The following is a 16,039-nucleotide window of genomic DNA, read 5'->3' on the forward strand; positions in this document are numbered from 1 at the left end:
TCCTAAACGCGTATACGAGGGTCGATAATCGTATATAGCAAGTCGACCACAAGGTTAAAGAAGATAGTGAGTGAAGCGACAATCAGAGTAATGCCCATTACTAGGCCGTAGTCGCGGTTGAGAGCCCCAGACACAAAGTGTTGTCCCATGCCACCTGTACCAAAGAAAATGTCGATAATCACCGAGCCTGTCACGACAGACACAAACGCAGGGCCGAGCATCGCAACGACGGGAATCAAGGATGGTCGCAAAGCGTGATGGAATAAAATGTAGGTTGTGGACAAACCTTTGGCTTTTGCCGTTCGAATGTATGGTTGGTTGAGCGTTTCAATCATTGCGCCACGCATGACGCGTGCAATACTCGCAATGGAGCCAATCGCCAGGCTGAGCACGGGAAGAACAAGAAAAGCCAGTTTTCCTCCTTCCCAACCACCAGCAGGGAACCAGCCAAGCTGAATAGCGAAAATCATGACTAAAACTGGAGCAAGCACGAACGCTGGAACTACAACTCCAGTCATCGAAAGTGTCATCAGGCCGTAATCTAGGCGGCTATTTCGGTTCAATGCCGCAATGGTGCCAAGTAACATGCCAAGTGGAACGGAGATACAAAAAGAGAGTACGCCTAATACTGCTGAAACTGGCCATGATTGTGCGACGAGCTGTGTAACACTGAAGTCTTGATAAACGAAGCTCGGACCGAGATCTCCTTGTATGAAATTACCAATGTAAATCCAAAACTGAGTAAGGAAAGGTTGGTCCAGATGGAATTTTGCTTCAATATTCGCACGCACCACTTCTGGCATAGGCCGTTCCATATCAAATGGTCCCCCTGGTGCAATGTGCATCAGCCAAAATGATACGAGTGCGATGAATAGAAGCGTGGGGATAGCGATAGCTAATCGCTTAACAATGTACCAAATCATGATCCATCATCCTTTGGTCATCCGAAATCACTTCGAACGGTTATGAATAAAAAATGGTCTGAGCTCAGGTTGCCTTCTCCACCGAGAGATATGAGGAACGACAAGTAAACATTGAACTTGCCGACTCAGACCGAAAACATGCTTTTAGAGGGCTTTCACATAGACATTCTTGCGGTAATACGACGACTCAGGGTTTGTCAGTTCGTAGCCGCCCACATAAGGCTTGATGAGGTATTGATCGTTACCCGGACGATAAATAGGAATAATGGCCATGTCTTCAATCAGCATGCTTTCTGCTTGTAGATACAGTTCTGATGGATTGCTCATGGTCTTTGAACGAGCCATTAACTCGTCGTATTGCGGGTTGTTATAACGAGAATCGTTGTACTCGCCATTAGAAACAAAGATATCTAACCACGTAGAGGCTTCATTGTAGTCGGCCGTCCAGCCGCCGCGAGTAATGTCGGTCGGCTCTTTAAGTGCGTAGAACACTTTCGGTTCTAGCTGTTTTATTGTGACTTGCGCACCCAAGCGGCTTTTCCACATACCTGCCATGGTCGTTGCCACTTTTACGTCCATCGAGAAAGTTGGTACGGTAAACGTTAACTTAAGCGGATTGCTTTTATCGTATCCAGCTTCTGACAGTAATTGCTGCGCTTTTTCGATACGTTTATGGCGGTTCCAAGTTGCGAACTCAGGAGTGTGAGATTTAAAACCATCTGTTTGAGGTGGCACAAGGGTATACATTGGAACCCCACCGTTTCTCAAGATAGCACTCGTTAACAGTTGACGGTCAATGGCATATGAGAGGGCTTTACGGACCCGCACGTCTTTTGTTGGTCCTTGTTGAGTGTTGAGGTAATAGAATGTGGAGCCAAGAGACGCACTGGTGCTTGCCACTTCTTGCGGGCGTTGTTGAATTAACTTTTTCTTCTGAGCGGCAGGAATGGAAACCGCTTGGTCTATCTCACCAGCGAGGTAGCGGTTTAGCACTACGTTTGCATCACCAATTGGTAGCCAGGTGACTTTTTCCAGCACTACATTGCTTGCGTCCCAGTAATGTGGGTTTTTAACCATCACCATTTTTTCGTTAACTTTCCATTCAGAGACAGTAAACGCACCATTTGTAACGATATGTTCTGGCTGGGTCCAACGGTTGCCATGTTTTTCAACGGTCTCTTTGTGAACGGGGGCAAGCACTGGATGACTTAATAGTTTCGTAAAGAAGGGAATCGGCTCTTCGAGTGTTACCTGGAATGTTTTTTCATCCAGCGCCTTCACGCCCAAAGACTCGGGTTCGGCTTCGCCCTTCATAATGGCTTGTGAGTTTTCGATATTTGGAATGGCCGCAAACCAAGCGTACGGCGAAGCAGTGCTTGGATTCAGTAAGCGTTGCCAGCTGTAGACAAAATCTTGTGCAGTGACCGTTTCGCCATTTGACCATTTTGCATCACGTAAGTGGAAGGTATAAACCGTATTGTTGTCATTGACTGACCAAGACTCAGCAACACCAGGAATGGTTTTACCTTGCTTATCTTGAATGACCAGACCTTCAAACAGGTCTCGACCGAGATTAAAAGCGGGCTCTGCGGCTTGCTTGGCTGGGTCAATAGAAGTAACTTCAGCCCCATTGTTTAGCGTAATTTCCTGTGTCTCATCGAGGGTCACACCTGCGGGATACGGCGCGGCATAGCTTGATGTTGCCAGTATTGGACTCATCATCGACGCTAATAAAAGCAACTTAGGTAATTTCATCCTTGTCTCACTCTTTTCATCCTGAAAGATGCTAGAAATGTATATTGTATAAATTGTCCACACAATCGAGTTTTAACAATGTTGTAACAGGGTGCCAAATGTTGGGCTATTTGGTATCAAAAAGTGAGCTGGGGGGGATTGATATGGAGCTGGTGCTAAGTCTGCATTACGGGGTAGGCTTTGTTTCGCGCAAATAAAAAATCCCCTTCAAGCGCGCGCTAAAAGGGGAGGGTAGTTCGTCTGCTCTTCAAAAGGTACGACGTTAACTGACTAGGAAATGTTTTACGAACTCAGTGATTTTGACCATATCACTTACCGCGATAAACTCTTCTGTCGTGTGTACTTTTGCCATGCCAGTTGAAAGATTGACCGTTGTGAGACCTTTCTTGTTAAAGTTGTTAGCATCGCTACCGCCGCCAGTGCCTTTTGTGAAAGCCTCAATTCCCAACTCTGCAAACGCCGCTTTTATAGCGCTAACGTGTGGGTGGTTTTCTTCAATAACAAATGCATCGTAGGCTCGGCTAGATTCAATGTCGACTTCTGCACTGTGTTTTTCACAGACAGACTCTAATGTTGAGATCATATGATTGACCTGAGCATCTAGTTTATCGCCATTCAGTGAGCGTGCTTCTGCCACGATTTTTAATTCAGGCATAACAATGTTTGTGGCCTGACCGCCATTCACTATACCGATGTTGGCTGTCGTTTCTTCGTCGATGCGAAGCAGCTTCATTTGGTTGATAGCATCTGCCGCCACCATGATCGCACTGATGCCTTCTTCTGGCGCAAGCCCTGCATGTGCTGGTCGACCTTTGATTGTTGCCACGATTTTTTGCTGGCCTGGGGCTGCGGTCACAATAGTGCCAATAGGACCACCCGTATCTAACACGATTGCTTCCGTTGAAGTGACGTGTGACATATCGAAGTATTGTGAACCGAATAAACCGCCTTCTTCATACACGGTGAAAGCAAGTTCTAACGTTTTGTGCTCACGGTTTTCCGCTTGAATACAACGAACGGCTTCCATGATGGCAGCAATACCAGATTTATCATCGCCACCAAGAATCGTATTGCCTTTTGAACGGATAATGCCGTCTTCGGTGATTGGCTCAATGCCAACGCCCGGTGTGACCGTATCCATGTGGCAGCTCATTAGGATAGAGCCGTCTTTTTTGCCGTCTAAACGAGCGTACACGTTAAAGCCGTTAGAAATGTGCTCAGGCACTGGAAGCTTGTGCACGGTAAATCCTAGCCCGCCTAGCTGCTCTGCCAGTGTTTCTGCAATTTGTTTTTCGTTTGTTGATTCGCTATCGATACGTACTAGTTGGCAAAAATGTTCAACTAAGCGTTCTTGATTGATGTGTGTCATTAGATGTCTCTTTTTCTGATCGAGCGTGAAGCACTGTCGCTAGGGCTCGATAGGGAACAGAGCACCACTTATGGCACAGTTACTTTTGAATAAAACTGAGGTGAATCAATAAAGGGGGATCCATGACACGATTCTGACCGATGAGTCTTTCGAACTGTATGAAGCGTCACGAAACATTACTTTTGATGTTTTACAGGAGCAAATGAATAAATCGGATAGAGATAGGGTGCAATAGATTTTCAATCCCCTTTTACTTTTGAGCTACGTTGCCAAGATAAAATACCAAAGTAACAACTTGTTTACATTTTATGTGTTTGCGTAAAGCCGAAAATATCAATCTAAAATATTGAAAATAAGTAGTTTATTTGATGTTTACGAAAGTGGGTTCGATGAGTTTTCTGTGTGTAACATATATTTTACAATTATGCGTAAAAATCGCCAAGGTAAAGATTTCTCCCAACGTATTCCAATTTCTCAAGACCTGCGCCAAGTTAGAAAAATAAGTCCAAACAAAAGCTACTGAGACAAGGAGAAAGTCATGGTTGATGCATATAACCCACTAGGAACAGACGGATTTGAGTTTGTTGAATATACCGCTGCTGACAACAAAGGCATTCAACAGCTTAAAGATCTGTTTATATCGTTAGGTTTTGCGGAAATTGCAAAGCATCGCTCAAAAGAAGCGTGGTTATATCGACAAGGTGACATTAGCTTTATTGTGAATGCGCAGCCGCATAGCCAAGCTGAGGGATTCGCCAAAGTTCACGGTCCGTCGGTTTGTGGCATGGCATTTCGTGTGAAAGACGCCACCGTTGCTCTGGCGCATGCGTTAGACAATGGCGGTAAAGAATATAAAACGGAAATTGGGCCGATGGAGCTTAGCATTCCTGCTATTTATGGCATCGGTGAAAGCTTGCTTTATTTTGTCGATCGTTATGGAAAGCAGAGTATTTATGATGTCGATTTTCGTTTTTATGATGATGCTGATGAGCGTTTATCAAAAGCGAATGTTGGTCTTTACGAAATCGACCACTTAACGCACAACGTTAAGCAAGGCAACATGGATGTCTGGTCTGGTTTCTATGAGCGCATTGGTAACTTCCGCGAAATTCGTTATTTCGATATCGAAGGTAAGCTGACTGGTCTTGTCAGCCGTGCGATGACCGCACCTTGCGGCAAAATCCGAATTCCTATCAATGAGTCGTCAGATGATAAATCACAGATTGAAGAGTTTATCCGTGAATACAATGGCGAAGGTATTCAACACATCGCATTGACCACAGACGACATCTACGAAACGGTCAAAACTTTGCGTGAGCGAGGCATGGACTTTATGCCAACGCCAGATACTTATTACGAGAAAGTCGATCAGCGTGTTGAAGGCCACGGTGAAGATGTAAGCAAGCTTCGTGATTTGCAGATTCTTATTGATGGTGCGCCAACGAAAGATGGCATCTTGCTACAAATCTTTACTCAAACCGTTATCGGCCCTGTGTTCTTCGAAATCATCCAACGTAAAGGCAATGAAGGCTTTGGCGAGGGTAACTTCAAAGCGTTGTTTGAATCGATAGAAGAAGACCAAATTCGCCGAGGAGTATTGAGCGATGCATAAATGGATCACATTCCCTCACCGGGAGGGAGTGTGCTCTAAACAAGCGCATGCTGACTTCCCGGAAGAGGCAATTTATGAACGTGAGGCAGGTCGAAGTGGTTTTTTTGGCCCAGCAACACATTTTCATCATCAACATGCCCCAACGGGATGGTCTGAGTGGGAGGGCGAGCTACGTCCACGAGCGTTCGATTTTAATTTAGTCGAGAAAGCCAGCCATATTACCCCTTGGGCAGTCCCGCATCTATTACACAACGCGAATTGTAAAGTTCGTGTCTGGCGTATGGATGAAAAAATGGACTTCTTGGTGAGAAACGCTGATGGCGACGAACTGCTATTCATCCACCAAGGTACGGCAGATCTGTATTGTGATTATGGTCATTTGAAAGTGAGCGAAGGGGATTATGTCATGATCCCACGCTCAACGAGCTGGCGTTTAGAGCCTAGCGAGCCGATGTTCATTTTGATGATCGAAAACACCGATGCGGCCTATACATTGCCCGAAAAAGGCATGGTTGGAAACCACGCGGTGTTTGATCCGGCGGTTTTGGAAACGCCGTCGATCAACGATCAGTTCCGTGCTCAATATTCTGAGAATCAAACACAGGTTCAGGTGAAACGCCACGATAAAGTCAGTGTTATCACTTACCCATTCAACCCGTTGGATGCGATTGGTTGGCATGGTGATTTGGCGGTGGTAAAAGTGAATTGGCGTGATATTCGTCCACTCATGTCACATCGTTACCACTTACCACCTTCTGCACATACTACATTTGTAGGAGCAGGATTTGTGGTGTGTACCTTTGTTCCTCGTCCAATTGAAAGTGATCCTGGAGCGCTCAAAGTACCGTTCTACCACAACAATGACGACTATGACGAAGTCTTGTTCTACCATGCAGGTGACTTCTTTAGTCGTGACAACATTGAAGCGGGTATGGTGACATTCCATCCAGCAGGATTTACACATGGCCCTCACCCGAAAGCTTTCAAAGCAGGGCGAGAGCATAAGAAAACTTTTACCGACGAAGTCGCGGTCATGATCGATACGCGTCACGCACTTCAGTTTTCGGATGAGCTGGAAAAAGTAGAAAACAAAGAATACGTCTATAGCTGGCAAGAGAAGTAAGAGGCAAGGATGAAATTAGCAACCAAGAAAAATGGCACTCGTGACGGTTTGTTGATGGTCGTGAGCAAAGACTTAACGCGCTGCGTACCTGCGACAGAAATTTTCCACCCAATGAATTTGGCACCGACGATGCAGGTGGCGCTTGATAACTGGGATGCGCTAGCACCGCAGCTGGAAGAGCTGTACGTCGCACTGAACAACGGTACGGTCGCAGGGTATGAAGAGTTTGAAGCGCACTACTGTGAGTCGCCGCTTCCTCGCGCTTATCAGTGGGCTGATGGCAGTGCTTACGTAAACCACGTTGAGTTGGTTCGAAAAGCTCGCGGCGCTGAAATGCCTGAAAGTTTTTGGACGGATCCGTTGATGTACCAAGGAGGCTCTGATGCCTTTATTGGACCTTGTGACAACATCGAGTTTGCGAGTGATGAATGGGGTATTGATTTCGAAGGTGAAGTTGCTGTGGTAACTGGTGACGTACCAATGGGCGCGAGTGTTGCAGAGGCTCAGGAGTCGATTCGTTTGATCATGCTGGTGAATGATGTGTCGCTGCGTGGACTAATTCCCGCAGAATTAGCTAAAGGGTTTGGTTTTTTCCAATCTAAACCTTCCTCTGCGTTTTCTCCTGTGGCAGTAACACCTGACGAACTAGGCGATGCGTGGTACGAGAACAAAGTGCATTTACCATTGGTCTCGACATACAACCACAAGCCGTTTGGTCGCCCAAATGCGGGTATCGATATGACGTTTGATTTTGCAGACTTAATTGTTCATGCGACTAAAACGCGCCCGCTATCTGCTGGGGCGATTATTGGTTCTGGCACGGTATCTAATAAGCAAGGCACCGAACATGGCACTTCGATTGAGGAGGGTGGCGTTGGCTATTCATGTATCGCGGAAGTTCGCATGATTGAAACCATTCGTGATGGTAAACCGTCGACTAACTTCATGTCGTTTGGAGATTCAATCAGATTGGAAATGTTCGATGCGGATGGCAACAACATCTTTGGCTCGATTGACCAACAAGTTAGCCAATATCTCAAGCATTAAGAGCGCCAGTTGGGAGACGATATGAGCGATAGCATGGTTTTGTACGGATATTGGCGGTCTTCAGCGGCGTATCGTGTGCGTATTTGTTTGAATCTTAAAGAGTTATCGTATGATTCAAAATCGGTACACTTGGTGCGCAATGGTGGCGAACAACACAGTGACGAGTACCATGAGTTAAACGCTTCTGAACTGGTTCCTGTGTTGGTGGATGGGGAGGTTCAGTTAACCCAGTCACTGGCCATCATTCAATACTTAGAAGAACACTATCCGGATGTCACTGTGATCCCCGAGCAAACGCCGCTTCGATATCAAGCACTGGCTTTGGCTCAGGATATTGCAATGGAGATTCATCCCCTGAATAACTTAAGAGTTCTGCAGTATTTAGAGGGGGAGTTAGCTTGCGAGCCAGAGCGCAAAGTCGCTTGGATTCATCACTGGATTCACAAAGGTTTTACAGCATTAGAAGAGAAACTTCAGAAGCATCGTAAACTAAATGGTGATTGTAAGTTTAGCCTGACAAGCTCGCCATCTATTGTCGATATTTGTCTGGTACCACAATTTTATAACGCACAACGCTTTGGTGTAGATACTTCTCTTTATCCAACCATTAACGCGGTTGTGCAGTCATGCAATCAACTGCCTGCTTTTATTGATGCGATGCCAGAGAATCAGCCAGACGCTAATAGTTGATTCTTAGCATCATAATGTATTAACAAAAAATTTAAACGAGCCAATCCAAGTGTGTGATTGGCTCGTTTTTATTGGGGAGTCAAATTTTCTGTATCACGCTATCGTAGTGGCTCCTCAAAATTGCGAGGTTTTGTTGCTCTGCATAGCATTTCCATTTACGCTTTGAGCAACGAGTTGTTTTGGATGCACTTTATTTATGACCAACATTTTTATCATTGTTGTTCTTCTGGTTTTATTCTTCTTTGTTATTCAAAAGTACGTGATTAAGCACGACGACACGCGTGATTATCCTTATCGCTCGAAAGGTCCTCTGCTCAGAGGTCAAGAGGGTGCGTTCTATAATGCGTTAAGAGCGGCGGTAGGGGAGCATGCCGTAGTATTCGCGAAAGTAAACATGTCCAGTTTGGTTACGCCAAAAGAAATCAAAAATAAGAAGCAGTTTTTTGTCGCGAACAATCGCATATCTCGAAGTTATTTTGATTACGTTATTTGTGATCCTAGGACGCTAGAGCCGCGTGTGATCGTTGAATTGGATAACGGGCAAGAGTTAAGCAAGGGCAAGGTAGAAAGACAAAAGTTACTGATCCATGTTTGTAAGACGGCAAACCTACCTTTAATCGGCGCTTCGATAAAGCACAGTTATCAAGTTGGGCGATTACGTCGTTTGCTTGCGGCACATATAGATTTGATTGAGCCTGATAAAGAAGTGCGCTTTTGCAAAAAATGCGGCAGCCCGATGATCATTAAAACCGCAAGCCAAGGTGAATTCAAAGGTCGACGCTTCTTTACTTGCAGCCGCCAACCAAATTGTACTTACACCGAGAATTACAATGTGGTGTTTGAGTCGGACGACTAAAGACGACAGTTGAACAGCAAAACTGATGAGGCTTTGATTCGAGACAATCAAAGCCTTTTTTGTATCAGTCCTCAAGGCAAGACCTATACTTTGAAAAAGAGTGCAGAATAGGGAAGCCATATGCGATACGGATGGATTTTGTCAGCGTTGTTCATCGCATCTAATGTTAGTGCGATACCTAATTTGAAACCACTGGAGTGTGAGTTAACGGAGACACCCCAAGATCATTTCTTGTTTTACCGAGAGCAAATGGTTTACCACAGTGAGCAGTTTGTCATATTTCAAAACTTCAAAGGCAGGGTGAGCACTCAAGTGGATGTTAAAACAGGAGAGTTGATCCGTACAACCTATATCGGCGAACCATTTAAACCTAAATATCAGATTTTGTTTGGTACTTGCCCCAATGTATCGCAAACCTTACAGATTTGGATGCTCAGTGAAGTGCCTTACGACAATTAAGTGAGATAATAAAAGTTATATAGATCACACTTTTAAACCCTACAGGCCCAGTCCTTGTCGATAAAATCATCTGAAAACGCGTGTTGAGTTTACATTTTCGCCAAACGGTTCAAAGTTGGCAAATTTGTGCTTGCACCGTCGTTCGCTTATAGCTAATATCCTCGTCGTTCCAGAGAAATGCGTCCGTAGCTCAGCTGGTTAGAGTATCGCCTTGACATGGCGGGGGTCGGTGGTTCGAGTCCACTCGGACGCACCATTCTGAATTGAATGGTTAGGAACACAAAATTTGGGTCCGTAGCTCAGTTGGTTAGAGTACTACCTTGACATGGTAGGGGTCGGCGATTCGAGTTCGCCCGGACCCACCAAATTTTAGAAGAAGCCCACCTTTCTGGTGGGCTTTTTTGTGTCTGTAACTTATTGATATTCAAGTGAAATTCCTTCTTTTGTCCTTTTTTCTCCCCTTGTTATTACTCTGCGTTAGTACTGAGTAAAGTTCGAGGGGGTGGTAAAAGGGTGGTAAAAAGGTGGTAAAATACAGTAGTTTGTACAGCGCTTGAAATGGGCTATATTGCGACGCTTATGGCTGGTACTTCATGCCATTCTACGTCGTGACTATCAGTGTAAATCTGAGTGGTTCTATCACTGGCATGTGCCATGCGTTGGCGAGGGTTTACACCCATTTCATCGATGAGTTTTGCCGATAGTCTCCGGATTTCATGGAAAGTAGGGCGCTTTGCTTTTTCTACGTTAGAGTACAAACCGAGTTCGTCGCGTACTTTGGAAAATGTTTCGCTGATCATGCGACTGGTTACTTGGTAACGGTGGTCACACTGCTTAGCTATATTATTGTTTCTTGCAGGTCTACGATGCACTACGTAAGGGCAATGTAGCTTATCTGTTTTAGATAGCTCTACAACTTCTTTAATAGCGCTTGTCACCGGAATAGCAACATAAGACGTTTTAGCATTCTTAACCTTTGCTCGGTGTATGTACAAGGTACCAAATACCATTTCTCCGTTCTCTGGTTTTGGAGTATCAAACCAGACAATTCCACACGTATCCGGTTTTGGTTTTGGTATCCGGTATTTTATTCTATGTAGTTCAGCTACTGCGTGAGTCGATTGAATCGATAACCCCATAGCTACTTTTAAAAATAGAGGGGCCTCTTTTTCAATTGCTTTGAATGCCTCTATATCTAAATCCAAGCGTTCTTTCTTATTATCCGAAGCATTTAGCCGTTTCGGTTTTTTGTTCAACATGAAGTTTTCACCAATTGCGGATTCATCTGCTAGATAGCTAAAGATCTTCTTTAATCGAGAAAGTTTCTTGTTATAAACCTCTTTGGATTTATCACCATAATATGTATTTAGAAAGTCGTTCATGGTTTCTAAGTTAATTGACTTGGAAAACTTGTCTCCTAAAAACTCATTAAGTCGAGCTATATCACTCGATACTTGTCTAAGGATTTCTACTGACAGTTCTTCTTCGTTTTTAATTCTAACCATTACATGCTCAAGCCACTCATTCATCGGGCGGTTGAATTTGTCTTTTCTAGATCTAGGGGAAATTTGGAAGTGTTGTGTTGGTCTGTGCTCGTCATTGTATGCGTTAGCTGCTGCAATAATGTCATCTAAAGAAAACTCAGCTGGCATTAGCATTTTGGTACCATCGATAAGAGTAAAGCGATACCTTGTTTGGCCTTTTCGTTTTTCTACATACAAGTGTTTGGGAATGCGCTCACGACCAGTAGTTCGCTTGCGAGCATTCATAGGTTAACTGCCCCCGTTCATCAACTTTAGAAGCTGTGCTGCTTTGGGTGTAGTAGTTAACTCTGGGTCATTCGCTGCGTCAGGTATGCAAATGAGCCAGCGGCCGGTAGGTGTTTTACGAGCCTGAAGGATTCCTTGTCTGATCCAATTTCGAATAGTTTGGCTGCAAAGAGCAGGATAATAATTGCGTTTGTATTGGGGAATGGTCATTTCACGCATTTTAGAAGTCTCCGATTACCTAATCATTTGAACTTGTGTCAGAGTTCATTTCTTTGATTTCAATTTCGATGATTTTTGCTTCCAAGTTTGTAGCGCTACAACCACCATCCCATTTTAGGTCACAGTTATCACACCCTAAAATGTTGCATTTAGTGTTCACGACATTTATCAAACGTTCATTTAGTTCTTCTTTGTATGAGTTACTCATAGCATTACCTCTGTTTTTTGCAGATTGACGAGCGACGGTAATAGCGTCTCGATGAGACTGGTTGTTTATATTTAGCTCATGCAATGCAATAGGTTTCTTATTTTATAGTAGTGAGAAATTTCATTGCTTCAAGATGCAGCCCTATAGAGACAACGAGTGTACCCGTAGGCTTAGTCGATAGAGTGTGTCGGCTCGAACCACGCCTCGCTACTTGTGGTGAAGAAGGGCTCACTGGTGGGTAGATTGAATAGCCCCGTTGTTTTAAGTAGTGAAAAAATGCCTCAGCTAAGTGAGGCTCAATTTGTAGGGTGAATATACTCATTTTTATTTTCTCAGTACGACTTGTTGAGGCTGAGACTCATACCAAGCAAAATCTAGCTCTTCACCATCATCTAGCGCTTTTCTTATTGCGTCCTCATCAGGGACAAAACGAACTTCGCGTATTAGATATTTCTCAGGAAGGTGGGCTTCCTCGTATCGAAGTTTGGCTGGATTGTTTTTGATGTAAAAAGTACCGTATGCACCTTTCATTTTTTCGATATTTAACATTTGGAATAAATTCAGAAGCGGGTAGGTCATTCGACTGCGTTCGTCTTTTAAAGACTTGGCGCGGTCACCGTATGGTTTTGCTTGCTCGGCATATACTTTTTTCTCCGCATCTGCCAGCTTCGCTGCTGTTTCTAACTTATCCATGTATCGACGGTAGGCCATGAGTTTGTCATCAATAGAACACTCGATACCTGCCAAATTATCCGCAATGGTTTGCTCGTCCCATTCTTCTTGTTTGGCCAGCTCCAACAGGTCAAAGACCTGCTGGTTAATATTGTTCATGCTTTCTGTCTTATCAGCCATTTGCCTGATCCTTATCTTTAATGTCAGCGTTGAAGTCTTTTATTGCCGATTCTGCTTGCTCCGCGATTCGAGAAAGCGCTTTGTCTTTCTTGGCTTTGCTTGCCTTGTCGTGGGTAGGGATTGCATCCAGAGCTGTTTCAGCTAGCTTTTGAAGTCGCTTGATTTCTGCCAGAGAAGGAGCAGTAGAGAACTTGTCAGTGTATGACTTAGCCTTATCTAGCGCCTGTTGTGTTGCTTTCGCATCAAACTCAAGCTGTTTAAGCGCATTGTCGGTTGTCTTCGTCATTTGCGAACGGTTGATGATGTTTTCATCGTCGTATTCACCCATGTATACGTCACCACAAATGCCTAACATTGAAAGCGCTTTACCTGTCGCGTCGGTAAGTGACTTTTTACGGCACTCTCCGTTTTTGATCATGCGACTGTAATTGTGTGACCAATAGAAACGCTCAGTCTCACCAAAAGCTGTTAATGTGCATCGTTCGCCACTGTTAGGGTGGATGTACCAAAGCTCAACTTCCATGTTGTGGACGGACTCATTCACTCCGGTATACGTACCGTTAGCGAAAATTGGCAAACCGTCCTCAATCCACTCCCGCTTAACATCGACACCCCAACCTTTGCCACGAGGACCAAATATTTCGGTTGCTTTCATTTGGCGGTATTGAGCATTGATGGATAATCGACCTGTCGATGGGTCTTGCTTAGTGAAATTCAAATCGGTTTTAAATGACTGATTCCAAATACCCATATTTGAATTGCTTTCGTCTAAATCGACATCTGGAATTTCAGGATCGTTAGCTGGCTCTTGCTCTACAATATTTTGAGGAACGTCAGTGCCGCTAATGTTGTTATCAGAATCGGCAAGATGCTCATCATTAGCAGATTCGGGTAAAGGTGCGTTTTTGGTAACCTTAGGCTTTCCATTACCATCGGTTGGTTCTTTTTTGCCTTGTTCTGGTAACTTTTGGGCTTCTTTTTGTTCATTATTGCCACTTGAAAGCTCATTATTACCATCGGCTTTGGGTTGGCCGGTAAACTTCATTACTAGGTTAACCGACTCAGTTGAATGCCAAATGATCACCGGATTTTTAAGCTGTTTGATGTAATCAGCTAAAGCGTTAATGTCGGTGTCTTTGGTAATGATTTTTAATAAGTGGGTATAGGCACGCTCAGGTGTTACTGCGTGATTTTCATGTGCCAAGCGTTCAGCTATGGCGAGCAAGAGAGATGGATGCTCTACTTCTGATATCAGAGTGTTGGATGCTGGCTCCATACTTTCAATAAGTTCGATATTTTCTCGAAAGACAGCGCGAAGAGTTCGGATGTTTAGAAATGATTTTGACACCTCGCTTGCATCATCAAAATCAATGTTGCGTATGTTTTCTAGTGTTTTGTCTTTAACGAAAGTTAAGTATTTACCGTTGTGTTCCCGTTCTCCGTTGTGCCAATTAGTGAGTTCATCTACTACGGCAGCAAGCTTCTCTCCTGCCTCTTCATACTGCTCTGTTGTTAGATATGGGCTACCATCACTAATGCGAGAAAATATTTCAGCAATAAAGCATTCATACTCATTTTCTAAATTATGTGCTGGTTTGTGTTGAATGTTATTTTTAGTAACCGTACATCTGGCCACTAGATACTCAGCCTCACTTTCATTAAATAAAACCCCACATCTTTCCAAGCCGTTAATTGTCTCCACTAGTTCTTCGATGTCGGTTTGAGCTGTGATGTGAGGTTGTAGTGCATCCATAGCGAGTTTTACTTCGCCCTCTGTCATTCTTGCTGTAGGGCGACGAGCTAGGCGTTCACGTACTGCATTTTCTATTGGTGAACATTCGTTAGATGGTAAGTCTTCGCTATCCATCACCTCAATGCAATTTTCTTCGAACTCCTGAATGTATGGAGATTTCATAAAAATCTTAGCTAGACTTAATGAGCTATCGTACTTGTACAGAGCGTCAATAATTGCCTGACCAGCCATCTTGATCACTTCTTTTCGGGTGGTAGCAAACTCACAGCCAAAGTCGTTAGCGTCACCGAATGCGCGTTCTGCTTTCTGATTGCCTTCGACAGCATATTGCCACCCGTCGTCACCACAATCTCGGATTGCAATAACGACGTGTAATTCATCGGTTACAGGGAGAGCGGCTTTCCAGCATTTAGGTTCAATGATGGATTCATTGGCTGCTGGCTTGTCGATAACATCTTCAATATGTTTCATCGACTGTTTCGTTTTCTCGGTTAGTACGGCAGGAAGGTAAGGTTTTAAGCTCTCGGTGAAAGCTTCTAAATCGTATAGAACATCAATCGTTACCATTGAGTTCACATGCTCAATTGCTTGATTTGGGGATTTATCTAAAGGCCAGATATCCGCAAAATGACCTTCAACAACTTCTAAATAATCGCTGTGGGCTTCTAATGCGTTCTTTGCGTCTGGGTGCTGTGATAGTGCTGTTATAAACAGTTCACTGGGTTCTTGAAATGCATGATAAAAATCATGTTTCATCGTTGCGGAGACAAAGGTTTTTTGGTCTTCTGGGCCAAACTCATCTTGGTAATCTAGGAATTTTTCAAGGCGTTCCACCGCTTTATCAATCGCGTCGTCACGTTTTTCTTCGGTTCGGTCTAAGTTCATTTTTTCGTGCTTATCGAAGTCACCAAACTTAAATCGGAATCCGTAAGCATATTGGCTATGGCCAACTCTCAGAATGAAGACCTTAGCAGCTTTCATACTGTCGGTTTCGCTACTGTAAATGAAAGAGGAATCTTCAACTTGAGGATCTTTTGTGTCGTAGTATCCATCTTGGCCTAGGGTAGGGTACGGGGTATCCGGAACATTTATTTGTTGTTCATCTGAGTGAATGAACTCGCCTTCGTCAAACCCCTTGGCTTCTAATTCTATAATTGCTGCGTTGTAATCTTCTTCTGATATTTTTTCGGCCTTAACGCCTTTGAAGAAATCACTGTATCCGGAATTTTCATTTTCGGTGCATAGTGGGTGAGTTGCTTCAACCTTGCAAACAGCTTCCGATTTGGCTAGTTCTTGGGTTGCGGCTTTAATGTAGTGAATTACAGGTTCCAAATCGCCAGATTCTTTTACCGCTTTGTGCGATACCTTTTTATTACAGGTTAATTTGAAATACTTATCAGCCAT

At 44.0% G+C, this 16,039-nt stretch carries 13 protein-coding genes and 2 tRNA genes; 8 read left to right on the top strand and 7 right to left on the bottom strand.

From position 1 onward, the window contains the following. Window positions 1-2 precede the first annotated feature (2 nt). The 3 genes from oppB to L3V32_RS03765 form a co-directional block, all read right to left on the bottom strand. A complete protein-coding gene (gene oppB / locus L3V32_RS03755; RefSeq protein WP_005377838.1) occupies window positions 3-923 on the bottom strand; it encodes an oligopeptide ABC transporter permease OppB in 921 nt (306 codons plus the stop codon). A 144-nt stretch (window positions 924-1,067) separates the two neighbouring features. Next, on the bottom strand, window positions 1,068-2,678 hold the full coding sequence (locus L3V32_RS03760) for a peptide ABC transporter substrate-binding protein (RefSeq protein WP_237283827.1): 1,611 nt from the start codon (window positions 2,676-2,678) through the stop codon (window positions 1,068-1,070). Window positions 2,679-2,940: 262 nt separating this feature from the next. Further along, window positions 2,941-4,047 carry a M20/M25/M40 family metallo-hydrolase gene (locus tag L3V32_RS03765; protein WP_237283828.1) on the bottom strand — a complete coding sequence of 369 codons (1,107 nt, stop codon included), beginning with the start codon at window positions 4,045-4,047 and terminating at the stop codon, window positions 2,941-2,943. Between the two features lie 538 nt (window positions 4,048-4,585). On the opposite strand from L3V32_RS03765, the gene hppD reads away from it, so the two are divergent. From hppD to L3V32_RS03805, 8 genes are all read left to right on the top strand, one after another. After that, window positions 4,586-5,659 (top strand): 4-hydroxyphenylpyruvate dioxygenase, encoded by a 1,074-nt coding sequence (gene hppD, locus L3V32_RS03770; protein ID WP_237283829.1) that lies wholly within the window; start codon window positions 4,586-4,588, stop codon window positions 5,657-5,659. Next, entirely contained in the window at window positions 5,652-6,782 is a 1,131-nt protein-coding gene (locus tag L3V32_RS03775) for a homogentisate 1,2-dioxygenase (RefSeq protein WP_005388948.1), read from the top strand. The genes hppD and L3V32_RS03775 overlap by 8 nt, the downstream gene beginning before the upstream one ends. A gap of 9 nt (window positions 6,783-6,791) precedes the next feature. Further along, window positions 6,792-7,829 (top strand): fumarylacetoacetate hydrolase family protein, encoded by a 1,038-nt coding sequence (locus L3V32_RS03780; protein WP_047008690.1) that lies wholly within the window; start codon window positions 6,792-6,794, stop codon window positions 7,827-7,829. 21 nt (window positions 7,830-7,850) lie between these two features. Then, window positions 7,851-8,519 carry a maleylacetoacetate isomerase gene (gene maiA, locus L3V32_RS03785; protein WP_161442322.1) on the top strand — a complete coding sequence of 223 codons (669 nt, stop codon included), beginning with the start codon at window positions 7,851-7,853 and terminating at the stop codon, window positions 8,517-8,519. A 196-nt stretch (window positions 8,520-8,715) separates the two neighbouring features. Next, complete coding sequence (locus L3V32_RS03790; protein WP_046874874.1) at window positions 8,716-9,375, top strand: DUF2726 domain-containing protein; 660 nt, start codon at window positions 8,716-8,718, stop codon at window positions 9,373-9,375. A gap of 120 nt (window positions 9,376-9,495) precedes the next feature. Then, window positions 9,496-9,834 carry a hypothetical protein gene (locus L3V32_RS03795; protein WP_046874875.1) on the top strand — a complete coding sequence of 113 codons (339 nt, stop codon included), beginning with the start codon at window positions 9,496-9,498 and terminating at the stop codon, window positions 9,832-9,834. Window positions 9,835-10,013: 179 nt separating this feature from the next. Continuing rightward, window positions 10,014-10,090: transfer RNA gene (locus tag L3V32_RS03800), tRNA-Val, on the top strand. Window positions 10,091-10,122: 32 nt separating this feature from the next. Next, window positions 10,123-10,199: transfer RNA gene (locus tag L3V32_RS03805), tRNA-Val, on the top strand. Between the two features lie 198 nt (window positions 10,200-10,397). Here L3V32_RS03805 and L3V32_RS03810 read toward each other — a convergent pair. The 4 genes from L3V32_RS03810 to L3V32_RS03825 all read right to left on the bottom strand — a co-directional run bounded on the left by L3V32_RS03810 (window position 10,398) and on the right by L3V32_RS03825 (window position 16,039). Continuing rightward, entirely contained in the window at window positions 10,398-11,603 is a 1,206-nt protein-coding gene (locus L3V32_RS03810; protein ID WP_237283830.1) for a tyrosine-type recombinase/integrase, read from the bottom strand. 238 nt (window positions 11,604-11,841) lie between these two features. Further along, window positions 11,842-12,030 (bottom strand): hypothetical protein, encoded by a 189-nt coding sequence (locus L3V32_RS03815; protein ID WP_021453797.1) that lies wholly within the window; start codon window positions 12,028-12,030, stop codon window positions 11,842-11,844. Window positions 12,031-12,354: 324 nt separating this feature from the next. Further along, window positions 12,355-12,882, bottom strand: coding sequence for a siphovirus Gp157 family protein (locus L3V32_RS03820; RefSeq protein ID WP_021453095.1), 528 nt, complete (start codon window positions 12,880-12,882; stop codon window positions 12,355-12,357). Then, window positions 12,875-16,039 (bottom strand): hypothetical protein, encoded by a 3,165-nt coding sequence (locus L3V32_RS03825; RefSeq protein WP_237283831.1) that lies wholly within the window; start codon window positions 16,037-16,039, stop codon window positions 12,875-12,877. The genes L3V32_RS03820 and L3V32_RS03825 overlap by 8 nt, the downstream gene beginning before the upstream one ends.

Source organism: Vibrio sp. J2-4, assembly GCF_021728155.1.
In the GTDB taxonomy this organism is placed as follows: Bacteria; Pseudomonadota; Gammaproteobacteria; order Enterobacterales; family Vibrionaceae; genus Vibrio; species Vibrio diabolicus.